The sequence below is a fragment of the Sphaerotilus sp. genome (genome assembly GCF_013299175.1).
Taxonomy (GTDB): Bacteria; Pseudomonadota; Gammaproteobacteria; order Burkholderiales; family Burkholderiaceae_C; genus Sphaerotilus.
Map to the genome: position 1 here is coordinate 1 of NZ_JAAFKF010000013.1, position 22,199 is coordinate 22,199.

General features: G+C 67.2%; 24 protein-coding genes. 14 read left to right on the plus strand and 10 right to left on the minus strand.

The annotated features are described in order from the left end of the window. The first annotated feature begins 1 nt into the window (after position 1). The gene (locus QZW52_RS03900; protein ID WP_293995647.1) at positions 2–157 is read left to right on the plus strand and encodes an FCD domain-containing protein; all 156 of its coding nucleotides are present in this window, start codon (positions 2–4) and stop codon (positions 155–157) included. Here the strand turns inward: QZW52_RS03900 and QZW52_RS03905 are convergent. After that, positions 147–1,019, minus strand: a complete 873-nt coding sequence (locus QZW52_RS03905; protein ID WP_293995541.1) for a MurR/RpiR family transcriptional regulator — start codon at positions 1,017–1,019, stop codon at positions 147–149. The two genes, QZW52_RS03900 and QZW52_RS03905, sit on opposite strands and share 11 nt — an antisense overlap. A 57-nt stretch (positions 1,020–1,076) precedes the next feature. On the opposite strand from QZW52_RS03905, the gene QZW52_RS03910 reads away from it, so the two are divergent. From QZW52_RS03910 to QZW52_RS03930, 5 genes are read left to right on the plus strand one after another with little or no spacing between them, the layout of a single operon-like run. Next, positions 1,077–2,024, plus strand: a complete 948-nt coding sequence (locus QZW52_RS03910; protein WP_293995544.1) for an AEC family transporter — start codon at positions 1,077–1,079, stop codon at positions 2,022–2,024. Positions 2,025–2,048: 24 nt separating this feature from the next. Further along, positions 2,049–2,321, plus strand: coding sequence for a BrnT family toxin (locus tag QZW52_RS03915; RefSeq protein ID WP_293995547.1), 273 nt, complete (start codon positions 2,049–2,051; stop codon positions 2,319–2,321). Continuing rightward, positions 2,284–2,646: a BrnA antitoxin family protein gene (locus QZW52_RS03920; RefSeq protein WP_293995550.1), complete on the plus strand. Its 363-nt coding sequence runs from the start codon at positions 2,284–2,286 to the stop codon at positions 2,644–2,646. Before QZW52_RS03915 ends, QZW52_RS03920 begins: the two co-directional genes overlap by 38 nt. Next, positions 2,647–3,180, plus strand: coding sequence for a class IV adenylate cyclase (locus tag QZW52_RS03925; RefSeq protein ID WP_293995552.1), 534 nt, complete (start codon positions 2,647–2,649; stop codon positions 3,178–3,180). Continuing rightward, a complete protein-coding gene (locus QZW52_RS03930) occupies positions 3,177–3,620 on the plus strand; it encodes a GNAT family N-acetyltransferase (RefSeq protein ID WP_363226089.1) in 444 nt (147 codons plus the stop codon). The genes QZW52_RS03925 and QZW52_RS03930 overlap by 4 nt, the downstream gene beginning before the upstream one ends. Here the strand turns inward: QZW52_RS03930 and QZW52_RS03935 are convergent. The 6 genes from QZW52_RS03935 to QZW52_RS03960 are packed head-to-tail and all read right to left on the minus strand — an operon-like array spanning position 3,605 to position 9,006. Further along, the gene (locus tag QZW52_RS03935; protein ID WP_293995555.1) at positions 3,605–4,588 is read right to left on the minus strand and encodes a Gfo/Idh/MocA family protein; all 984 of its coding nucleotides are present in this window, start codon (positions 4,586–4,588) and stop codon (positions 3,605–3,607) included. The two genes, QZW52_RS03930 and QZW52_RS03935, sit on opposite strands and share 16 nt — an antisense overlap. Before the next feature lie 40 nt (positions 4,589–4,628). Beyond that, positions 4,629–5,483, minus strand: coding sequence for a formyltetrahydrofolate deformylase (gene purU, locus QZW52_RS03940; RefSeq protein ID WP_293995558.1), 855 nt, complete (start codon positions 5,481–5,483; stop codon positions 4,629–4,631). A 14-nt stretch (positions 5,484–5,497) separates the two neighbouring features. Beyond that, positions 5,498–6,301, minus strand: coding sequence for a 3-methyl-2-oxobutanoate hydroxymethyltransferase (locus QZW52_RS03945; RefSeq protein ID WP_293995560.1), 804 nt, complete (start codon positions 6,299–6,301; stop codon positions 5,498–5,500). Between the two features lie 28 nt (positions 6,302–6,329). Continuing rightward, positions 6,330–7,577, minus strand: a complete 1,248-nt coding sequence (locus QZW52_RS03950) for an NAD(P)/FAD-dependent oxidoreductase (protein ID WP_293995563.1) — start codon at positions 7,575–7,577, stop codon at positions 6,330–6,332. Positions 7,578–7,590: 13 nt separating this feature from the next. Beyond that, positions 7,591–7,899 carry a MocE family 2Fe-2S type ferredoxin gene (locus QZW52_RS03955; RefSeq protein ID WP_293995566.1) on the minus strand — a complete coding sequence of 103 codons (309 nt, stop codon included), beginning with the start codon at positions 7,897–7,899 and terminating at the stop codon, positions 7,591–7,593. Between the two features lie 39 nt (positions 7,900–7,938). After that, the gene (locus QZW52_RS03960; protein ID WP_293995569.1) at positions 7,939–9,006 is read right to left on the minus strand and encodes a fatty acid desaturase family protein; all 1,068 of its coding nucleotides are present in this window, start codon (positions 9,004–9,006) and stop codon (positions 7,939–7,941) included. Positions 9,007–9,160: 154 nt separating this feature from the next. Here QZW52_RS03960 and QZW52_RS03965 point away from each other — a divergent pair, with 154 nt between their 5' ends. Both QZW52_RS03965 and QZW52_RS03970 read left to right on the plus strand, forming a co-directional pair. Further along, complete coding sequence (locus QZW52_RS03965; protein WP_293995572.1) at positions 9,161–10,213, plus strand: LacI family DNA-binding transcriptional regulator; 1,053 nt, start codon at positions 9,161–9,163, stop codon at positions 10,211–10,213. Positions 10,214–10,243: 30 nt separating this feature from the next. Next, on the plus strand, positions 10,244–10,456 hold the full coding sequence (locus tag QZW52_RS03970) for a hypothetical protein (RefSeq protein ID WP_293995575.1): 213 nt from the start codon (positions 10,244–10,246) through the stop codon (positions 10,454–10,456). On the opposite strand, the gene QZW52_RS03975 is transcribed toward QZW52_RS03970, so the two are convergent. Genes QZW52_RS03975 through QZW52_RS03985 form a run of 3 tightly spaced genes read right to left on the minus strand, consistent with a single transcriptional unit; the run spans position 10,423 to position 13,912 of the window. Then, the gene (locus QZW52_RS03975; RefSeq protein WP_293995578.1) at positions 10,423–11,448 is read right to left on the minus strand and encodes an ABC transporter permease; all 1,026 of its coding nucleotides are present in this window, start codon (positions 11,446–11,448) and stop codon (positions 10,423–10,425) included. The two genes, QZW52_RS03970 and QZW52_RS03975, sit on opposite strands and share 34 nt — an antisense overlap. A gap of 28 nt (positions 11,449–11,476) precedes the next feature. Further along, a complete protein-coding gene (locus tag QZW52_RS03980) occupies positions 11,477–12,967 on the minus strand; it encodes a sugar ABC transporter ATP-binding protein (protein WP_363226094.1) in 1,491 nt (496 codons plus the stop codon). An 18-nt stretch (positions 12,968–12,985) separates the two neighbouring features. Further along, on the minus strand, positions 12,986–13,912 hold the full coding sequence (locus QZW52_RS03985) for a sugar ABC transporter substrate-binding protein (RefSeq protein WP_293995581.1): 927 nt from the start codon (positions 13,910–13,912) through the stop codon (positions 12,986–12,988). Between the two features lie 230 nt (positions 13,913–14,142). On the opposite strand from QZW52_RS03985, the gene QZW52_RS03990 reads away from it, so the two are divergent. The 6 genes from QZW52_RS03990 to QZW52_RS04015 all read left to right on the plus strand — a co-directional run bounded on the left by QZW52_RS03990 (position 14,143) and on the right by QZW52_RS04015 (position 22,184). Then, positions 14,143–16,092 (plus strand): bifunctional 5-dehydro-2-deoxygluconokinase/5-dehydro-2-deoxyphosphogluconate aldolase, encoded by a 1,950-nt coding sequence (locus tag QZW52_RS03990; protein ID WP_293995584.1) that lies wholly within the window; start codon positions 14,143–14,145, stop codon positions 16,090–16,092. A 25-nt stretch (positions 16,093–16,117) separates the two neighbouring features. After that, positions 16,118–18,001 (plus strand): 3D-(3,5/4)-trihydroxycyclohexane-1,2-dione acylhydrolase (decyclizing), encoded by a 1,884-nt coding sequence (gene iolD, locus QZW52_RS03995; protein ID WP_293995587.1) that lies wholly within the window; start codon positions 16,118–16,120, stop codon positions 17,999–18,001. A 32-nt stretch (positions 18,002–18,033) separates the two neighbouring features. Then, positions 18,034–18,939, plus strand: coding sequence for a myo-inosose-2 dehydratase (gene iolE, locus QZW52_RS04000; protein WP_293995590.1), 906 nt, complete (start codon positions 18,034–18,036; stop codon positions 18,937–18,939). 3 nt (positions 18,940–18,942) lie between these two features. After that, complete coding sequence (gene iolB / locus QZW52_RS04005) at positions 18,943–19,737, plus strand: 5-deoxy-glucuronate isomerase (RefSeq protein WP_293995593.1); 795 nt, start codon at positions 18,943–18,945, stop codon at positions 19,735–19,737. 346 nt (positions 19,738–20,083) lie between these two features. Then, positions 20,084–20,971 (plus strand): carbohydrate porin, encoded by an 888-nt coding sequence (locus QZW52_RS04010; RefSeq protein ID WP_293995596.1) that lies wholly within the window; start codon positions 20,084–20,086, stop codon positions 20,969–20,971. A gap of 151 nt (positions 20,972–21,122) precedes the next feature. Further along, positions 21,123–22,184 carry an oxidoreductase gene (locus QZW52_RS04015; RefSeq protein ID WP_293995598.1) on the plus strand — a complete coding sequence of 354 codons (1,062 nt, stop codon included), beginning with the start codon at positions 21,123–21,125 and terminating at the stop codon, positions 22,182–22,184. The last annotated feature ends 15 nt before the right edge of the window (positions 22,185–22,199 follow it).

Genomic DNA, 22,199 nt, shown 5'->3' on the forward strand with positions numbered 1-22,199 from the left:
GATGCAGGCGATCCTGGCCGACCACCGCCGCATCCTCGCCGCCATCGCTGCCCACGACGCGCCCGCCGCCCAGCAAGCCCTGCGCGACCACCTCAGCGGCACGCTCCTCGTCGCCGACGCGATCCGCCAGCGCCACCCGGGCTACATCACCGACTGACCGCTGCGGCCTGCGTCGGCCGGTACGGCAGCTCCAGCCGGTACGCCAGCGCGATGAACAGGCCCTGCGCCAGCCCCATCGACGCCGTGAGCGAGCGGAACCCGAAGGTCGCGCTGTCCTGCACGATCAGCGCCACATCGGCCTCGCGGGCGAGCGGACTCATGCGGCTGTCGGTGAGCGCGATGAGCCGGGCACCGCGCTGCACCGCCTGCTGCGCGACGGTGACGGTTTCCTCGGCATAGGGCGCAAACGAGATCGCGATCAGCACGTCACCCTCCCGCACCGAGCGCATCTGCCCCTCGTGCATGCTGCCCATCGCGGTGACGAGTCCGATGCGCTTGTCGGTGTGCTGCAGCGCGTAATCGAGGTACACCGCCACCGGGTACGACCGCCGCGAGGCCATGATCCACACCGTCTGCGTGTCGGCCAGCAGATCGACTGCCCGCCCGAACGCCACCTCGTCGAGCGTGTTCTGCAGCTCCTGCATGCCCGCGAGGCTGCCGCCGAGGAACTCGTGGGCGATCTGCGCCGCGTTCAGGTTGGGTGCGCCGGATTCGATCACGTCGCGGATGCGGGCGCTGTAGTTGCGGCCGGGGGCGATCTGCTGCGACAAACCGTCGCGGAAGATGCGCTGCAGCTCGGTGAAGCCGGTGAAACCGAAGTGCTTGGCGAAGCGCACCACCGCCGAAGGTTGCACGCCGCAGTGGGCGGCCACGTCCTGGATACCCTCCAGCCCGAGGTGATCGCGGTGCTGCTCGACGTAGCGGCCGATCAGCTTGAGCTGGCGACTGAGCGACTCGTATTCGTCGGAAATGCGCTTGAGCAGCAGATCGACCGTCATCTTGGGAGCATTCGCGTTCATCGGCTTCGATTCTATGCCGCCCGCAGCGGGCCGCCGGTGCGGCGATAGACTGCCCGGATGCTCGACATCCTGTCCATCACCGGCCCCATCTATCTCATCATCGCCATCGGCTACTTCTGCGCCCGCCGTGGCGTCTTCGAGAAAGCCGAGCTGCGCGCCTATGGCAAGTTCGTCATCAACGCGGCCCTTCCGGCGCTGCTGTTCAACGCCCTGAGCCAGCGCCGCATCGCCGATGTGCTCAACGTCAGCTACCTGCTGGTCTACGCGGCCGGCACGCTGGCGCTGGTCGTGGCGGCGATGGTCTGGGCGCGGCGGGTGGCCGGCAAGTCGTGGTCGGAGAGCGCCATCAGCACGATGGGCATGGCGTGCTCGAACAGCGGCTTTGTCGGCTATCCGATCATGGTGCTGCTGCTGCCGGCGGTGGCAGGAGTGGCGCTCGCACTGAACATGCTGGTCGAGAACCTGGTCGTGCTGCCGCTGCTGCTGGCGCTGGCCGATCGGGATGATTCGCACCACCTGCCCTGGTGGCGCGTCGTCGGCCAGTCGCTGGCACGGCTGGCGACGAACCCGATGATCCTCGGGCTGGTGCTGGGCTTCCTGGCCTCGGCGATCGGCTGGCAGTTGCCGGGGCCGCTGGCGCGCACGGTGACGCTGTTCGCGCAGGCCAGCAGCGCGCTGTCGCTGTTCGTCATCGGCGGCTCTTTGCATGGGCTGTCGCTCGCCGGCATGGGCCGCCAGATCGGGCCGATCGTGCTGGGCAAGCTGGTGCTGCACCCGCTGTGCATCCTCGCCGCGCTGGCCCTGGGCGCGGCGGTGGGTCTGCCCGCGCTCGCGCCCGAGCTGCGCACCGCGCTGGTGATGACCGCCGCGATGCCGATCATGGGCATCTACCCGATCCTGGCGCAACGGCATGGGCACGAAGGCTTCAGTGCGGCGGCGCTGCTGGGGACGACGCTGGGGTCGTTCGTGACCCTGAACCTGCTGCTGTGGATGTGGCGCCTGTGAATTTTTTCGTGTATACAATAAAATATGATCACCTGGGATGAAGCCAAGCGCCAACTGAATCTCAAGAAACATGGCTTTGACTTCAATGGTTGTGAGGCCGTGTTTGACGGGCCGGTGATCACGCTCGAAGATGACCGCTTGGTCTATGGTGAGCAACGGCTCAACTTGCTGGGCTGGCTGTCCGGACAAGTCGTGCAGATGACCTACACGGAACGCGGGGATGGCCTGCACGTCATTTCCCTGCGCAAGGCGACGACACATGAAACACGCTACTTCTTTTCTCAAGTTCAGTGCTGAGCAGATCGAAGCGGCCCTCGCTGCTGCGCCGGGGCAGGTCGATGACCCGGACGAAGCCTACGACCCAAACGATCCGCAAGCCGTCGAGGCGTTCTGGCGCAAAGGCACGCTTGTTCGCGAAGGAGGCATCACGGCCGTGAAAGCCGCCTTGGCCGAGCGTCGCCGCCCAGGGCAACGTGGGCCGGGCAAACGCCCCCCCAAGGAAGCCATCAACATCCGACTTTCTCCTGATGTCGTGGCCGCCTTCCGTGCGACTGGAGCGGGGTGGCAATCGCGTGTCGATGGGGCATTGAAAGAGTGGTTGCAGACACACTCGCTGGTCTGAATGGCCCGCAACACCGAAATCAAGGCCCGCGTCGCCGACTTCGACGCCCTCGCCCACCGCGTCGCTGGCTTGTCCACCGCCGGACCGACCGAGATCGCGCAGGACGACACCTTCTTTGCCTGTCCGAACGGCCGCCTCAAGCTGCGCGACTTCGGCGATGGGCGCGGCGAGCTGATCTTCTACCAGCGCGCCGACCAGACCGGCCCGAATACCTCGTTCTACGCCATCACGCCCACCGCCTCGCCCGACACGCTGCGCGAGGTGCTGACGCTCGCGCACGGCCAGACCGGCCGCGTCGTCAAGCAGCGCACGCTCTACCTCGTCGGCCGCACGCGGGTGCATCTGGACCGGGTCGCGGGGCTGGGCACATTCATGGAGCTGGAGGTCGTGCTGCGCGAGGGCGAGCCGGTCGAGGCCGGCGAGCAGGAGGCGCAGGCGCTGATGCAGCAGCTCGGCATCACGCCAGCGCAGTTGCTCGACCGGGCCTACGTGGACATGGTGCAGGATCAAGCATTGAAGGACACCCGCCCATGACCCTGATCTACCGCCCCGCCGTGCCCGAGGACGCCGACACCTGCGTCGATCTGCGCGGCCGGACCCGCGAAAACGCCTTCTCCGTCAGCGAGCTGGCCAACATCGGCGTCACCCGCGACACTTGGTGCGACGGTATTGCCGACGGCTCGCTGCCGGGCCATGTCTGTCTGGACGATGGGCAGATGGTCGGCTACTGCTTCGGTGCGCCGGAGACGGGCGAAGTCATCGTGCTGGCGCTGTTGCCTGCGTGGGAAGACCGAGGCATCGGCCGGGTGCTGCTCGGCCGATCCGAAGGTGCGCTCCTACGGTTTCTACCGGAACCTCGGCTGGGTCTCGACCGGCCAGCCGGATGCGCATGGGGACGAAATGCTCGAATACGTCTTCGCCGACTGAAGCCCGCGCTCACCACCGCAACGTCGCGCCCTTACTCCCCTGGATAGCGCAGCCCGATCTGTGCCCGGATCGTGTCCAGCGTCTGCATGATCGCGACACTTTCCTCCGGGGGCAGGATGTCGCCGGCCAGCGTTCCAGCCGCCACCAACCGTTCGATCTCATCGGCCTGGAATTGCATGCCGCGCCCCGGCACGTCGGACACGTAGGTCTCGATCACCTTGTCCTCGCTGTCGAGGAGACGGAACGAGGTCGGCGCGTACCAGGTCGCGTCAATGTCGATGCGGGCCTCGGTGCCCAGGATGGAAGCGACGTTGCGCCCGGCGTTGTCGCTGGAGGAGATCGTCGTCGAGATGGCGCCGCCGCCGTGGCGGAAGAGGGTCGCTACCTCAGCGTCGGCGCCCGTGGCCTTGAACCGCGCCATGGACAGGATCTCCTCCGGCATGCCCAGGATGTCCCAGGCAAAAGACACCGGGTAGATGCCCAGATCGAGCAGTGCCCCGCCGCCGAGTTCGAGCGCATTGAGCCGGTGCAGGGGATCATCGGGCAGATCGCGCGTGTGATCGGCGACGACCGAATAGACGGTGCCGAGTGCCCCCGAGGCGATCAGTTCGCGGATGCGGACCATGTGCGGGAGGAACCGTGTCCACATCGCCTCCAGCACGACAAGCTTCCTGGCCTTCGCCAGATCGACGATCGCGCGCGCCTCGGCAGCGTTGACGGTGATCGGCTTTTCGATCAGGACGTGCTTGCCGGCGTTCAGTGCGGCCATCGCATTGCCCGCATGCATCGGGTGCGGAGTCGCCACATAGACAATATCGACTTGCGGATCGGCCACCAGACTTTCGTAGCTGCCGTGGGCGTTCGGGATGCCGAAACGGGCGGCGAAACGCTCCGCGTTCTCCTGCGTCCGCGAACCCACGCTGCTGACCTGGTGCCCGGTGAGCAGCAGATCCTTGACAAACAGATCGGCGATCCAGCCGGTCCCGAGAATTCCCCAACGCAGCAGTGTCGTCATGCCAATTCCTTTTTCTCTCTGACGCCAGTGCGATTGGCGCTCACTTGAACACGACTGTCTTGTGCCCGTTCAGCAGCACACGCCGCTCGCTGTGCCACTTCACCGCCCGCGCCAGCACCTGACTCTCGGTGTCGCGGCCGATCGCGGTCAGGTCGTCCACCGTGAGGCTGTGGTCCACGCGGGCCACGTCCTGCTCGATGATCGGGCCTTCGTCGAGGTCGGCGGTGACGTAGTGGGCGGTCGCGCCGATCAGCTTCACGCCGCGGTCATGCGCCTGGTAATACGGCTTCGCACCCTTGAAGCTCGGCAGGAAGCTGTGGTGGATGTTGATCGCCCGCCCGCTCAGCGCCCGGCACATCGGGTCCGACAGGATCTGCATGTAGCGCGCCAGGATCACGAGTTCCGCGCCCTCCGACCGCACGATGTCGAGTTGCCGCGCCTCGACTTCCTGCTTGGTCGCCGCCGTCATCGGCAGGTGGTGGAAGGGGATGTTGTAGCTGGCGGCGAGCTGGTAGAAGTCGCGGTGGTTCGAGACGATCGCCTTGACCTCGATCGGCAGCGCCCCGCTCTTGCAGCGGAACAGCAGGTCGTTGATGCAGTGGCCGTGCTGGCTGACGAAGATGACGGTGGGCATGCGCTGGTCGGCGCGGTGCAGATCGACGGTCATCGTCCACTGCGCCGCCAGATCCTGCAGCGCCGCGTCGAGCTGCTCGCGGCCAGTCTGCGCGCAGACGAACTGCACGCGCATGAAGAACAGGCCCGTCTGCTGGTCGTTGTACTGGGCGGCTTCCTGGATATTGGCGCCGTGGGTGAACAGCAGACCGGAAACAGCGTGGACGATGCCCGGCTTGTCGGGGCAGGAGAGCGTGAGGACGTAGGCGGCGGCAGTGGTCATGGTGGTGTGAGAACTCAGGGCTGCTGGTCGAGGAACTGCGTGAACTGGGTCAGCACCTCGGGCGCGACGCCGACATTGTGCTTGGCCTCGGGGTAGGCGCCGCTGTCCACGTCGGTGCGGAACTCGCTGAACGCGGCGATGCGCTCGGCCTGCAGGCGGGCGAATTCGGCGGCGAAGTGGCGGTAGACCTTGGCGTGGCGGGGGATGTGGCCGGTGTTCGAGCCGAGCACGTCGCTGGCGAAGAGGTATTGCGCATCACCGCCGGCACCGGCGCCCATCGAGATGAGCAGCAGGCTGGTGCGCTTCGAAATCGCCGCGGCGATGTCGGCTGGCACGACTTCGATCTCCGCAGCGAAGGCGCCAGCCTCTTCGAGCGCCTTGACCTGGCGGTACACGAGCTGCGCCGTCTCCAGCGTCTTGCCGACCGCCTTGAAGCCACCGGTCCAGGTGCATTGCGACGGGATCAGACCCGTGTGGCCGCAGACGGGAATGCCCTCCTCGCGCAGCCGGCGCACGATGCCCATGCTCGCGGCGCAGTAGACCGCGTCGCCGCCGGCCTTCATCGCGGCGAAGGCGGCGCGCAGGTATTCCTCGGCGCTGACGAAATCGCCGTATTCAAGTCCGGGAAAGGCGAACAGCGTCGGCGCAGCCTCGCGGAAGGCCGGACCCAGCAGCGCGGGCGGCACCGACACCAGATCCACACCAGCCTGCTGCGCAGCCGCCGCTTCGTCGAGCGTCTCGATGCGCAGCATGCTGAGTTGGCGCTTTCCCTTGAGGGCACGCAGGTCGGCGATCGTCGGGCGTTGGGGCTTTTTCATGGGGGAGCTTCGGTGGGAATGGGGGGATTCAGAGCAGCGACTTGAGTTTCACGGCGGCATCGGCGAGGGCCGCGGGCGTGGGCTGGCGGTGCCGCTCGACGAGCATCCGCGCCAGCTTGAGTTCCTTGGCGACCACCGACACCGGGCCGAAGCCGCTGACGCCGACCAGCCGCCCGTCGGCGTCGAGGTGGAAGTCGATCGACGCCGCGTCGCCCAGCGGGCGGGTCACGGTGGTCACGCCCAGCGCCGGCTCGCCGCTGACCTGGAGCTGGTGGTCGAACTGGTCGGACCAGAACCACGGCAGCGCGTCGAAGGCGATGCCCTGGCCGAGCATGTTGGCCGCCGCGACGCGGGCTTGCGTCTCGGCGTTCTGCCAGGTTTCCTGCCGGATCAGCGCGCCGTTGGCAGGGCTGGGGAATTCGGCCACGTCGCCCGCGGCGTAGACACCGGGGGCGCTGGTGGCGAGCTGCGCATCGACGACGATGCCGCGCTGCACGGTCAGGCCCGCTTGCACCGCGAGTTCGACCGACGGCGCGATGCCGATGCCGACGATCACCGTGTCGGCGTCCACCACGGCACCATCGGCCAGCACGACGCGGGTGCGGCCGTCCGGCTGGCGCTCGAAGGCGGTGGGCAGCGTGCCGAGGCGGATGTCCACCCCGTGCGCCCGGTGCAGTGCCAGCACGCGCACGCCGATTGCCTCGGGCACGGCACGGCCCAGCAACCGCGGCGCCCCTTCGATCACGGTGACTGCGCAGCCGCGCTGGCGGGCGGACGCGGCCACTTCCAGCCCGATGAAGCCACCGCCGACGATGGCGATGTGCTGGCCGGGCTGCAGGCGGGCGGCGATCTGCGCGGCGTCGTCGAGCGTGCGCAGGCCGAGGATGCCGGGCAGGTCCGCGCCGGGGATGTCGAGCCGGCGCAGGTGCCCACCTGTGGCGAGCAACAGCGCCTCGTAGGCGATGCGCCGCTCGGCCCGCTGTGGCCCGCCGGTGATCGTCACCTCGCGCTGCACCGGGTCGATCGACGCCACCCAGGCGACGACGTGGCTGATCTGGTCGGCGTCGTAGTCCGCGGCGGGACGCAGTGCGCACGAGGCCGCGTCCTGCACGCCGGTCAGCAAGCCCTTGGACAGCGGCGGGCGTTCGTAAGGCAGGTGCGGCTCGGCGCCGATCAGCACGATCGGGCCAGTCCAGCCGCCCTGGCGCAACGCCTGTGCAGCACGGCCGCCGACGTGGCCGGCACCGACGATCACCATGGCGCGTGAAGTGGGCATGCTCGGGTCGTCCTCAGACTTCGATGAAGATGCGACCGTCCTCGACCTTGGCCGGGTAGGTCTTCAGCGCCACGCAGACGGGGGCGCCAAGGGGTCGGCCGTTGCGGATGTCGAAGCGGCCGTTGTGCTTCGGGCACTCGATGACGTGCTCCATCACGAGGCCGTCGCAGAGATGCACCTTCTCGTGGGTGCAGAGGCCGTCGGTGGCGTAGACCTTGTCCTCGACGCGGTAGACGGCGTAGGTCTGACCGGCGTGGTCGAAGCGGGACACGTCCTCGTCATCGATGTCGTCGAGGGGGCAGACGTTGATCCATTGGGGCATGGCAGGACTCCGGAATGTGGGACTGTGGTTCAGTCTGGTTCAGTTCGGGGTGGCAGGCACCGGGCGCACGATGTGCCAAGTCGGCTCGCGGCGCTGGCGCCACAGGGCGGGCAGTATCTCGCGGTACGCCTCGGCGGTGCCACTGTAGGCGGGCGGGCAGTCGGCCTTCATCGCTTCGTGCAGCTTCGGCAGCGCGTGGTACGGCACCATCGGGAACATGTGGTGCTCGACGTGGTAGTTCATGTTCCAGTAGAGGAAACGGAACACCGGGTTCATCTTGACCGTGCGGCAGTTGCGGCGGTGGTCGAGCACGTTCTCGGGCAGGCCGGCGTGCTGCGTCAGGCCGAAGAAGTTGTAGAGCCATGCGCCGGCCATCGACGGCAGGCCGACATAGAACAGCGGCAACCAGCTCTGGAAGTACAGCGCCACGCCGATCAGCGCCGCATAGATCGCCACCCAGACCCGCGCCTCGCGCACCATCTTCGGCCACTCCATCTCGGGCACGAAGGTCTTCTCTTCGGCGTTGAGCTGCCCGAAGGCGTTGGCGATGACGCGGGCGTATTCGGTCGGCGCGTTCTTGATGGCGAAGCAGTTCAGCGCCATCGTCAGCAGGTCGGTCGGCACCGGCGCGGCGATTTCCGGGTCACGGCCGACGACCAGCGTGTCGGTGTGGTGGCGGGCGTGGCTCCAGCGCCAGCGGGTCGGGCGGCGCAGCACCATGAAACACGCCACCTGGTACAGCGCCTCGCTCATCCAGCGCGTCTTGAAGCAGGTGCCATGGCCGGCTTCGTGCCAGCGCGAGTCGGCCGGGCCGCAATACAGCGTGGCATAGAGGAAGAAGGCGGCGATGAACGCGCCCGTGCCCACCGTCCACGCCCAGCCCATCAACGCCCCCGCCCCGATCACCAGCGCGAACCACAGCGCGGTGTCGCGGATCGCGTGGGCGTCGTCGCGCTTCATCAGCTCCTTCATCAGCGCCCGCGGCACGGCGCACTTGTACCAGTCGCCGTTGACCAGCCCGGCCGCCGCCGCACGGTCGCCCGCCCCACCGATCAGTCGGTAATCGTCGAGGTTGGGGGCCGGGTCGGTCATCGTGTCGCTGCGCATGGCATGGTTCGTTTCATTGGATTTCCGCTGGATTTCCGTTGGATGCGCGGATGCTAGGGACACTGTTCCTGCACCACAATGCCAACCCATCCAAAACCATCATTTCCTATCAGAAGGCATCAACCATGCGGCACTGCATCATTGCATTTCCATCATGAGCAGCCGCCCCACCCTCACCGCCGTGGCGGCGGCGGCCGGCGTGAGCACCGCGACGGTGGACCGCGTGCTCAACAGCCGACTGCCGGTGCGCGAAGCCACGGCGCTGCGCGTCATCGAAGCCGCCGAGCGCATCGGCTACCACGGCGCCCACCTGATGCGCGCCCGGCTGCAGGAACGCACCGACCGCACGGTGCGCACGCTGGGGTTCGTGCTGCTGCGGCGGCACGAGGCGTTCTACCAGGCCCTCGGCCGGGCGCTGAACGTGGCGGTGGCGCGCTACCCGTCGCCGGGCGTCGCGGTGATCGAGTACATGGCCGCCGTGGAACCGGCCGCCATCGCGCAGCAGTTGCTTGACCTGGGCCGCGAGGTCGATGCGCTGGCGGTCGTCGCGATCGACCACCCGCACGTCACCGCCGCGATCGAGACGCTGCACGCCGCCGGCAAGCCGGTGTTCTCGCTGCTGTCGGACCTGAGTGCGCCGACGCGGGCGGGTTACGTCGGCGTCGATCCGAGGAAAAGCGGGCGCACGGCAGCGTGGGCGATCAGCCGGCTGGCCAAGGCGCCGGGGCCGGTGGCGGTGTTCGTCGGCAGCCACCGCTACCTGGGGCACGAGGCGTGCGAGATGAGTTTTCGGGCCTACCTGCGGGAGCACGCGCCCGCGTTCCGCGTGCTCGACCCGATCGTCAACCTGGAGGACGCGCAGATCGGGCACGAGGCGACGCTGGAGCTGCTGCGGCGCCACCCGGACCTCGCGGGCATCTACGAGGCGGCCGGGGGTGGTGCCAGCGGGATGATCCGCGCCCTGCGGCTGGAGCGTCCGCCCGGCCACCCGCTCGGCCACGTCGTCACCGTCTGCAACGAGCTGCACGCCGAACACCGCAACGCCCTGATCGACGGGATCGTCGATCTGGTCCTGGTCACGCCGATCGAGCGCATCGCGCAAACGGTAGTGGCCGCGATGCACGACGCGCTCGACCGGCCGGATGGGCCGCCGCTGGCGATGCAGCGGACGCTGCCGGTGGAGGTCTGCACGCCGGAGAATGTTTGACCTATGGAACAGCTAAAAATCGACAGCACCATGGACACCCGCCAGGAAGCGGTGCCCCCCGAGTACGACCTGGATACGCTGATCAACGGTATCAACGGTGTCACGCCCGATCCGGCACAGAACGCAGAACGAAAAAAGGCGCGCAACCCAGGCTGCGCGCCACACGCCGCCCGGCCTTGGCCGGCGGCGATCACCACACCACTGGAGATTCAGGCACCGCGGCGCTTGCGCTGGCGGTACTGATCGACCACCACCGCCGCGACGATGATCGCGCCCTTGACCATCTCCTGGTAGTAGGCGTCGATGCGGATGAAGGTGAACCCCGAGGTCATCACGCCCAGGATCAGCACGCCGATCACCGTGCCCGTGACCCGGCCGATGCCGCCCGACAGCGAGGTGCCGCCGATGACGACCGCGGCAATCGCGTCCAGCTCGTACATCACGCCCATGCCAGACTGGCCCGAGATGGCCCGCGCCGCCGTCACCGAGCCGGCAATGCCGCTGAGCAGACCCGCGATCGTGTAGATATAGATCAGGTGGCGGTTGACGTTGATGCCCGAAACGATCGCGGCCTGCCGGTTCGCGCCGATCGCATAGGTGAACTTGCCGAAGCGGGTGTAGCGCAGCACCACATGGAAGATCGCCGCCACCACCAGGAAGATGAACACCGGGACCGCGCCGGAGCCGATCCAGGCGAAGTTGTCGGTCAGCATCGACACCGGCATCCCGCCCGTGAACCACTTGGCGAAGCCGCGGGCGGCCACCATCGTGCCCAGCGTGGCGATGAAGGGCGGGATCGCGGTGAAGGCGATCAGCGAGCCGTTGAGCAGCCCGATCAGCAAGCCGATCGTGGTGCCGGCCAGCAGCGGCCAGACCATCGGCAGGTCGGTCAGGTGCGGGAAGATGGCCCGCGGGAAGTCCGACACCTGCGCCAGACTCGCGGAAACCACCGCCGCCGCCGCCACCACCGAACCCGAGGACAGGTCGATGCCGCTGGTGATGATGACCAGATTCACGCCGATGGCGATGATGCCGATCACCGCCATCTGCAGGATGATGATCTGCAGCCGCTCCGGGTTCATCAGGAAGCTCTGGCCGTTGACCCACCAGCCCAGCGCCTCGAAGAACAGCGAGATGCCGACCAGCACCAGGAAGATGCCGAGTTCGGGCGGCCACTTGCGCTTGGCCGGCTTGAAGGTCATGGACTGCGCGCCCACAGTCGCGTTGCTTGACATGGTGTCTCCGTATTGAAAAGGAACTGGATCAGCGCGAAGCCAGATCCATGATCGTGACCTGATCGGCCTCGGCACGGTCCACGATGCCGGTCATGCGGCCCTCGTGCATCACCATCACCCGGTCGCTCATGCCCAGCACCTCGGGCATCTCCGACGAGATCATCAGCACCGCCACGCCCTTGCCGGCCAGCTCGCTCACCAGACGGTGGATCTCGGCCTTGGCGCCCACGTCGATGCCGCGGGTCGGCTCGTCGAGGATCAGGATCTTCGGTTGGGTCAGCAGCCAGCGGCCGATCAGCACCTTCTGCTGGTTGCCGCCGGACAGGTTCTGGATGACCTCGTTCAGGCCGGGCGTCTTCACGCGCAGCGACTGGCTCATCGCCTCGCAGTCGCGCTGCAGCTCGCCCTGCTGGACAAAGCCGTGCTTGACGTAACGCTGGCTCAGCACCGCCGATTCCAGGTTCGACAGGATGTCGAGGATCAGGAAGCAGCCGGAGTCCTTGCGGTCTTCGGTGAGGAAGGCCATGCCATGTTTCATCGCGGCGGCCGGCGTGCCGATCGTCGCCTTCTGGCCACCGATGCGGATCTCGCCTTCGGTCGCCGGCACGACGCCGAACAGCGCCTCGGCCACGTTCGAGCGGCCCGAGCCGACCAGCCCGGCCAGCCCCAGGATCTCGCCCGCCCGCAGGTCGAAGGTGACGCCCTTGAAGATGCCGTTCACGCCGAGGTTCTTCACCGACAGCACCACGTCGCCGATCGGCACGGTCTCCTTGGGGAACATCTGCGTCACCTCGCGCCCGACCATCATCTTGATGATGTCGTCGCGGGTGACTTCGGTGGACAGCTTGGTGTCGATGTACTTGCCGTCCCGGAACACCGACACCTCGTCGGCGATCTCGAACAGCTCGTTCATCTTGTGCGTGATGTAGACGATGCCTTTGCCCTGCGCCCGCAACTGTCGAATGATGCGGAACAGGTGCCCCACCTCGGTTTCGGTCAGCGCGGACGTGGGCTCGTCCATGATCAGCACATCGGAATTGAACGACACCGCCTTGGCGATCTCGACCATCTGCCGGCTGGCGATGGACAGGCTGCGCACCTCGGCTTCGGGGTCGATGTCGATGGCGAGGCGGTCGAACAGGGCCTGCGTCTGCTGGCGCAGGGCGGTGTGATCGACGAAGCCGAAGCGGTTGAGCGGCTCGCGGCGGATCCAGATGTTTTCCGCCACGGTCATGAAGGGCATCAGGTTGAGTTCCTGATGGATCATCGCGATGCCCTGGTTCAGCGCGTCGAGCGGGCCGTGGAGCACCAGCGGCCGGCCCTTCACCCGGATCTCGCCCTGGTCGGGCGTGTAGATGCCGGCAATGATCTTCATCAGCGTGGACTTGCCGGCGCCGTTCTCGCCCATCAGCGCGTGGACAGTGCCCGCGCGCAGACGGAACCGGACATTGTCCAGCGCCACCACGCCAGGGAACGCCTTGCGGATGCCCTCGATTTCCAGCAACACAGTCTCAGACATCCTCGGGCACCCTCAGGCTCAGTTCTTGCCGCTGTACTTGGCCAGGTTGGCCGGCGTCACCAGCTCGAACGGCACGTTCACGAAACGCTCGACCGGCTGCTTCTTGATCAGCTTGATCGCGGCGTCCACGGCGCCCGAGCCTTGACCGGCGGCGTTCTGGAACACGGTCACCTTCAGGTCACCGGCCTTCATCGAGGCCAGCGCGTCCGGGGTGGCGTCGATGCCGGCGACGATCGAGGCGGGGGTCCACTTCTTGGCGGCCTTCAGGGCGTTGATGGCGCCGATGGCCATTTCGTCGTTGTTGGCGATGATGGCGTCGAACTTCACGCCCGAAGACAGCCAGTTGGTGGTGATGTCCTGCGCCTTGGTGCGGTCCCAGGCGCCTTCACGCTTGTCCACGATCTTCATGCCGGAGCAGTCCTTCGTGGCGACCACTTCCTCGATGTCCTTGGTGCGGGTGCGGGCCGCTTCGTTGGACAGCTCGCCCATCAGCACCAGGATGTCGCCCTTGCCCTTGAGCAGGCGGCAGACTTCCTGCGTCTCCAGCGTGCCTGAGACCTTCTCGTCCGAGGCCACAAACGCCACGCCGGCCGGCAGCTTGTCGAAGTCCACCGGCTTGCGGTTGACGTAGACCAGCGGGATCTTGGCGTCGGTCACCATCTTGGTGATCTTCGGGGTCGCGTCGGTGTCCACCGGGTTGACGATGATCGCGTCCACCTTCTGGGCGATCAGGTTCTGGATCTGGCTGAGCTGCTTGCCCACGTCGTTGCCAGCGTCTTCGACCTGCACGTTCGCGCCGGCCTTCTTGCCCGCTTCCAGCGTGCCGTTCTTCAGGATCGTCAGGAAGGTGTCGAGCTGGGCCATCGCCAGACCGATCTTCTGGGCGTGGGCCATCGGGGATGCCAGGGAACCCGCCACAGCGGCGGCAATCAGCAGTTTCTTCATGGTCTCGGTCTCCTCTAGGTGTCAACAACGGGCGCCGGGGCGCCATCCAGGGTGGTGGTTCGGTTGATCGCGCCGTGAAGCACTGCTCAACACGGCGCCACTGTAGCGTTCGGTAGAAATTTTTTGGAAATAGATTTCTAAGGAAATACACCTAGGGAATTAGATTTCCGAAGCTCCTAGACTCGGCGCCAACTTCCGTTCACACGCCCGCCTCCGGGCCGGACCTCCTGATGAGCACCTTGAACTTCCCCTCTGGTCGCCCGATCGACTTGGCCTGCCTGGGCCGGGTCGCGGTGGACTTCTATGCCCAGCAGTTCGGCAGCCGCCTGGAGGACGCCCGCAGCATGGCGATGTACCTCGGCGGCTCGTCGGGCAATCTGGCCTTCGGCGTGGCGCGGCTGGGGCTGCGCAGCGCGATGATTTCGCGGGTCGGCAACGAGCAGATGGGGAACTTCCTGCGCGAGTCGCTGCAGCGCGAAGGCTGCGACGTGAGCCAGCTCCAGACCGACCCCGAGCGGCTGACCGCGCTGGTGCTGCTCGGCCTGAAGGACCGCGACACCTTCCCGCTGCTGTTCGTGCGTGAGAACTGTGCCGACATGGCGATCCGCGCCGACGAGATTTCCGAGGAGTTCATTGCAGGCTGCCGTGCGCTGGCCATCACCGGCACGCACCTGTCCACGCCGACGACCCGCGAAGCCGCCCTCACCGCGCTGACCTTCGCCAAGCGACACGGGGCGATGCGCGTGCTGGACATCGACTACCGCCCGGTGCTGTGGGGCCTGACCAGTCGCGGCGCCGGCGAGAACCGCTTCGTGGACAACGCCAACGTGACGCACCAGCTCCAGCAGGTGCTCGGCGAGTTCGACCTGCTGGTGGGCACCGAGGAAGAGTTTTTCATCGCCGGTGGTCACCCGGACGACCTGATGGCGTCGCTGCGGGCGGTGCGCGAAGTGTCGGCCGCCAAGCTGGTGGTCAAGCGCGGCGCGGCGGGCTGCTGCGTCATCGAGGGCGCCATTCCGGCGGCGATCGAGGATGCGCCGACCTTCCGCGGCGAGCGGGTCGAGGTGCTGAACGTGCTGGGCGCGGGGGATGCCTTCCTGTCCGGGCTGATGACCGGGCTGCTGCAAGGCAAGGACTGGGCCGAATCGACCCGCATCGCCAACGCCTGCGGCGCCATCGTCGTCTCGCGCCACGCCTGCTCGGCCGCGATGCCGACACCCGCAGAACTGGAACACTGGTTCAGCGGCAGCCGCAACCCGAAGGTCGATGCGGATGCCCAACTGGCGCACCTGCACCGCGTCACCGCCCCGGCCCGCCCGGTGTGGAGCGAACTCTGCGTGATGGCGTTCGACCACCGCAGCCAGTTCTACGACATCGCCCGCGAAGCCGGTGCCGACGAGCGCCGCATTCCGCAACTCAAGTCGCTGCTGGTGCGTGCCGCCGAACAGGTCGAGCGCAGCCACCAGTTGCAGGGCCATGTCGGCGTGCTGATCGATGGCGGCGACTACGGCCGCGACGCGCTGGCGAGCGCCACGGGGCGCGGCTGGTGGGTCGGGCGGCCGGTGGAGCTGCCGGGTTCGCGCCCGCTGCGTTTTGACGGCACGCGCTCGATCGGCACGTCGCTGGTCCACTGGCCGACCGAGCAGGTGGTCAAGTGCCTCGTCCACTACCACCCGGACGACACCCCTGCCCTGCGCCTGGAGCAGGAACAGACCGTGCTCGAACTCTGGGAAGCCACCCGCGAGAGCGGCAACGAGCTGCTGCTGGAGATCATTCCCCCGAAGGCCATGACGCCGGCCGGCACCGAGGACGCCGCCGTGCTGCGCGCCGTCAAGCGGTTCTACAACCTCGGCGTGAAACCCGAGTGGTGGAAGCTCGCCCCCATGAGCGCCGATGGCTGGACACAGCTCGAAGCCCTGGTGGCCGAGCGTGACCCGCATTGCCGAGGCGCCGTGATCCTGGGCCTGAACCAGCCGCTGCAGTACCTCGCCGACAGCTTCGTCCACGCCACCAACCCGATCGTCAAGGGCTTCATGGTCGGCCGCACGCTGTGGGTGGACGCCTCGCTGCAGTGGTTCAAGGGCGAAATCGGCGCCGATGCCGATACCGCCTTCATCGACACCGTGGCGCAGAATTTCGCCACCCTTGTCGAAGCTTGGAAGCGCCGCAAGGCCCACTGAACGCCCGGACGCCCGAATTCCCCCTATGAACAACACCCTCCGACTCACCGTCAGCCAAGCCCTGGTGCGCTACTTGGCCGCGCTGCGCGTGGAAGTCACCCATGTGGACGGCTCCACCGAAGTCCTGCCCTACGTGGGCGGCGCCTTCGCCATCTTCGGCCACGGCAACGTGACCGGCCTGGGCGAATCGCTGCACCAGGTGCGCGACCAGTTGCCCACCTACCGCGCCCACAACGAGCAGGGCATGGCCAACGCCGCCATTGCCTACGCCAAGGCGAATTTCCGCCAGCGCATCATGGCCGTCACCTCCAGCATCGGCCCCGGCGCCACCAACATGGTGACCGCGGCGGCGCTGGCGCATGTCGGGCGGCTGCCGGTGCTGCTGCTGCCGGGCGACGTGTTCGTCACAAGGCTGCCGGACCCGGTGCTGCAGCAGGTCGAAGACTTCGAGCAGGGCGATGTCAGCGCCAACGACTGCTTCCGCCCCGTGACGCGCTACTTCGACCGCATCACGCGCCCCGAACAGTTGCTGGTGGCGCTGCCACGGGCGATCCAGGTGCTGACCGACCCGGCGCAGTGCGGGCCGGTGTGTCTGGCGCTGCCGCAGGACGTGCAGACCTTCGCGTTCGACTGGCCGGTGGAGTTCTTCGAGCCGGCGGTGATCCGCTTCCGCCGCCCGCCTGCCGAACAGCGCGAGCTGGACGAGGCCGTGGCGCTGCTGAAAACGGCGAAGAAGCCGATGCTGGTGGCCGGCGGCGGCGTGCTCTACAGCCAAGCCTGGGCGGCGCTGCGCGATTTCGCCGACGCGCACGGCATTCCCGTCGTCGAGTCGCAGGCCGGCAAGGGCAGCCTCGCCTGGGACCACCCGCTCAACCTCGGCGCGATCGGCGTCACCGGCTCGCCGGCGGCCAACGCGGCGGCGGCCGAGTGCGACGTGGTGTTCGCCGTCGGCACCCGGCTGCAGGACTTCACCACCGGCTCGCACTCGCTGTTCGCACACGCCAAGCTGCTGAGCCTGAACGTGCAGCCCTTCGACGCCGGCAAGAAGCGCGGGCAAGCCTTGGTCGCCGACGCACGCGCAGGGCTGGCGCAGTTGTCGGCCGCGCTGGGCGACTGGACGGCCGACGCCGACTGGACCGCGACCAGCCGCACACGCGCCGCCGCGTGGGTCGCCCGCGTGACCGAGCTGACGCTGAACGTGCCGACCGACACGCGGCCGTATGACGCCGAGGTGATCGGCGCGGTGCGCGAATCGGCGGCGGATGTCGGGCTGGACAGCGGCACGAAGGATCTGGTGGTCTGCGCCGCCGGCACGCTGCCCGCGGAGCTGCACAAGCTCTGGCGCAGCGGCCTGCCCGGCAACTACCACATGGACTACGCCTTCTCGACCATGGGCTACGAGGTCGCCGGTGGCCTGGGTGCCAAGCTGGCCCGCCCCGAGCGCGAGGTGTTCGTGATCGTCGGCGATGGCTCCTACATGATGCTCAACGCCGAACTCGCCACCTCGGTGATGCTCGGCCGGAAGATCATCGTCGTCCTCCTCGACAACCGCGGCTACGGCTGCATCGAGCGGCTGCAGGTCAACTCCGGCGGTGCGAGCTTCAACAACATGCTCGACGACTGCATCCCGGAAGGCGGCCAGCCGTCGGCGATCGACTTCGCGATGCACGGCCGCTCGATGGGCGCGGACGCGGTGCATGTGCAGGATGTCGCCGAGCTGCGCCGCGAGCTGGCCCGCGCCCGCGCCGCAACGAAATCGCAGGTGCTCGTCATCGACACGACGCACCACCGGACGACGAACGACGGCGGAACATGGTGGGAAGTCGCGCTGCCCGAGGTGTCGCCGCGCCCCGAGGCGATGGCCGCGCAAGCCCGCTACGTCGAAGCCAAGAAGAAACAATTTCATTGAACCCGACTGAACCCGACCCACTGGAACCGCACATGACCTGGAACGTCCGCATCGGCATCAACCCCATCTCCTGGATGAACGATGACCTGCCCGCCCTCGGCGGCGAAACCCCGCTCGAAACCGCCCTGTCCGAAGGCGCCGAGATCGGCTACGAAGGCTTCGAACTCGGCAACAAGTTCCCCAAGGACGGCCCCGGCCTGAAGGCCAAGCTCGACGAGTTCGGTGTGGCCTGCGTCTCGGGCTGGTACTCGGGTTTCCTGGCCGAAGACACGGTGGAGGCCGAGATCGACCGCTGCGTGGCGCACATGGCCAAGCTGCAGTTCAACGGCGCCAACGTCGTCGTCTACGGCGAGTGCGCCGGCACCGTGCAAGGGCAGATCGACACGCCCGTCAGCAAGCGCCCGACCTTCCGCGACGCAGCCGCATGGCAAGCCTACGCCGAGCGCCTGAACGCCTTCGGCCAGCACCTGCTCGACACCTACGGCATCCGGCTCGCCTACCACCACCACATGGGCGCCTACGTCGAGTCGCCCGCCGACATCGACCAGCTCATGGCGCTGACCGACCCGGCCAAGGTCTTCCTGCTCTACGACACCGGCCACGCCTACTTCGGCGGCGCCACCGACCCGCTCGTGCCGCTGAAAAAGCACCTGGCACGGGTCGTGCATGTGCATTGCAAGGATGTGCGCCCCGCCGTCATCGCGCAAGCGCGCAACGACAGTTGGAGCTTTCTCAACGGCGTCATCAACGGCACCTTCACCGTGCCCGGCGACGGCGTGATCGACTACGACGCGGTGCTGACGACGCTGAAGGATGCCGGCTACGAGGGCTGGCTGGTCGTCGAGGCCGAGCAAGACCCCGCCGTGGCCCCGAGCTACGCCTATGCCAAGAAGGGCCACGACACGCTGCGGGCCATCGTCAACCGACTGGGAAGCTGAACCATGAGCCTGCTCGTCAAGGCCGCCTCCGGGCGAGAAATCTGCGAAATCACACCCGAGCGGGCAGGCTGGACGCACGTCGGTTTCCGCGCCCTGCGGCTGACAGCAGGCGACCACGAAACACTCGACACCGGCACGCGCGAGCTGTGTCTGGTCGTGCTCACCGGCACCGTTGAAGTGCGGGTCGGCGACACCGTGTTCGCGGGGCTGGGTTCGCGCGACAGCGTGTTCGCCGAGCAGTCGCCGGATGCGCTGTACGTGCCCGGTGGTCAGTCCTTGACCGTCACGGCCACGCGGGACGCCGAGGTCGCGCTCTGCAGTGCGCCGAGCAAGGGCGGCCACGCCGTGCGGCGCATCGACGGCGCCGGCATGCGCCGCAGCGTGCGCGGAAAAGGCTCCAACACGCGCTATGTGTGCGACATCCTGCCCCAGGACGATCCGGGCGCTGACCACTTGCTGGTGGTCGAGGTGATCACCCCTGCCGGCCACTCCAGCAGCTATCCGCCGCACAAGCACGACCGCGATGTGCCGCCGGAAGAAACTCTGCTCGAAGAAACTTATTACCACCGATTGAACCCGCCGCAGGGATTCGCATTTCAGCGCGTCTATACCGACGACCGCAGTATTGACGAAGCCTGCGCCGTGGAAAACCACGATGTCGTGATGGTTCCTCGCGGGTATCACCCCTGCGTGGCGCCGCACGGCTACGACCTGTACTACCTGAATGTCATGGCAGGTCCGGGCCGGCTCTGGCACTTCAAGAACGATCCAGCCCACGAGTGGATGGTGGCGCTGTAACGTCGCGTAATTGCGACAAGGATGTTCCCTAGGTTTTCGCCTAAATCAGGGTACGGTAAAAACGCAAACGTTTACGGCGCTACTGTGAACGCGTGTTCTGGCATAAATTCACAGCGGAGAAACCCGCCGTAACCGGTCTGTTGTCTGAACGCGCTGCACTGGCTCCCTACCACGGTGCAGCACACAATCCAGACACCGAGCGAATGTTGCAGCGGCGCGACACGCTGGTTTACCAAGGGTCATCCTCAGGTAAATTGGAATGGAATAGTCGCTACTGTTCATCACCCAAGCATCACCCAAGGTCGAACATTCGGCCATCTTCCCGCAACGAAAGAGGAGTCTGACCATGATCCGCAAATCCCAACTGGCCCTGGCCATCGCCGCCCTGATCTCCGCTCCGGCTTTCGCCGCTGTCGGCTTCGACGCCAACGTCGAAATGGACACCACGTACCAGAACAACAAGCGTGGCGCCAGCCAAGGCGGCCGCGTTGAACTGAACGCTTTCTCCAAGGCCGACAAGGGCGGCGGTTTCGTCGCTGGCCGCGCCAGCTACATGGCCGGCAAGGGCGGCACCGTCGGTGTGGACGACATGTGGGTCCAGATCGGCAACTCGGCTGGCGACATCAAGCTGGGCCGCTTCGAAGCGGCTGACCTGTTCCCCACGGGCAAGGACACCATCGCTGAAGACGGCGGCGCTCCGTCGGGCTACCGCACCAACGCCTTCCGCGGCCGTACCAGCGACGCACACGCTGCGCTGACCCTGAACGCCGGTGGTGGCGTCGGCTTCGAGCTGGGCCTGATGGCGGCTGTCAAGAACGTCGGCATCCGCCCGGTCGTCAGCTTCGGCATGGACGGCTTCAACGCCAAGGTCGGCTTCGAAAGCGGCAAGAACGCTGCTGGCTCCACCGTCAACGGCGCTGGCATCACCGTCGGCACCACGATGGCCGGCACGGGCCTGAACCTGAGCTACGGCTCGGGCAAGACCACGGCTGCTGCCGCTGGTTCCGTTGGTGTCAAGGGTTCCAGCCTGGGCCTGAACGCCACGATGGGCGCTGCTGGCGTCGGCTACATCATGGACAAGACTGGCTCGGCCAAGGAAAACATTTTCTACGCTGCCTACAGCCTGCCGCTGTTCGACACGGGCGCCACCATCACCCCGGCCGCTTCCTACAGCAAGGCCGACAACGAAACGAAGCGCATCGGTCTGCGCGTTCGCGTCAACTACGCTTTCTGATCCCGGCTGCCCTTGCGGCAGTGGCATCAAAAGTTTCGGGGTCCACGGTTCTAGTGGTCCTGAGGGGGTGGCATAGAGTGCTGCCACCCTTTCTTGGTGAGCGCCCGATGGGTGCTCACCTTTTTTTATGCCTGAACGAACCATCCCGTCCATGTCGCCCACACCTTCCACGCTGAACGTCGCGCTGATCGGGTTCGGCTATGTCGGCCAGACCTTCCACGCCCCGCTGATCGACAGCGTGGACGGGCTGTCGCTCGCGCTGGTCGCCTCCAGTGACGCTGGCAAGGTCCACGCCCGCTTGCCACAAGTGCGCGTCACCAGCGACTACCTGGCCGCCGCCACCGACCCCGCCATCGACCTCGTCGTCATCGCCACCCCCAACGACAGCCATTACCCGCTGGCCTGCGCCGCCCTGCTGGCCGGCAAGCATGTGGTGATCGACAAGCCCTTCACGGTATCGATGGACGAAGCACGCGATCTGGTGGAACTGGCCGAGGTGCGTGGGCGCCTGCTGTCGGTGTTCCACAACCGGCGCTGGGATGGGGATTTCCTCGGCGCACAGGCAGCCTTGCGCGGTGGCGGGCTGGGGGATGTCCGCGAGATGGTGTCCCGGTTCGACCGCTTTGCCCCGCAGCCACGCGACCGCTGGCGCGAGCGTCCGGGGCCGGGATCGGGACTGTGGTTCGACCTGGGACCGCATGTGGTCGATCAGGCGCTGTGCCTGTTCGGGTCGCCGCAGACGGTGATGGCGGACATGGCGGGCTTGCGCGACGGAGCCGAGGGCGTGGTGGACTGGGCGCAGGTGGTGCTCGGCTACGCGTCCGCAGGCGTGCAGCGCCGTGTCACCTTGCATGTGACGCGGCTGGCGGCCTGGCACTCGCCGCGCTTCGAGCTGCATGGCACGGCCGGAAGCTGGCTCTCCAACGGCCTGGACACGCAGGAAGACCAGCTCAAGGCCGGCATGGTCCCCGGCGCACCCGGCTGGGGAGAGGATGCCCGCCCGGCGCTGCAGGTGGTCGGTGCAGCCGATCCGACGCCGGTACCGCGACCACGGGGCGACTACCGCCAGTACTACCTGGGCATCCGCGACGCGCTGCACGGCGTGGGTCCGAACCCGGTGCCGGCCGCCGAGGCGCTGCAGGTCATGGCGGTGATGGAGTGCGCGATGCGCAGTGCCGCCGAAGGCCGCACGCTGCGCTTCACCCCCGCCTGAACCTGAACCTGCGTG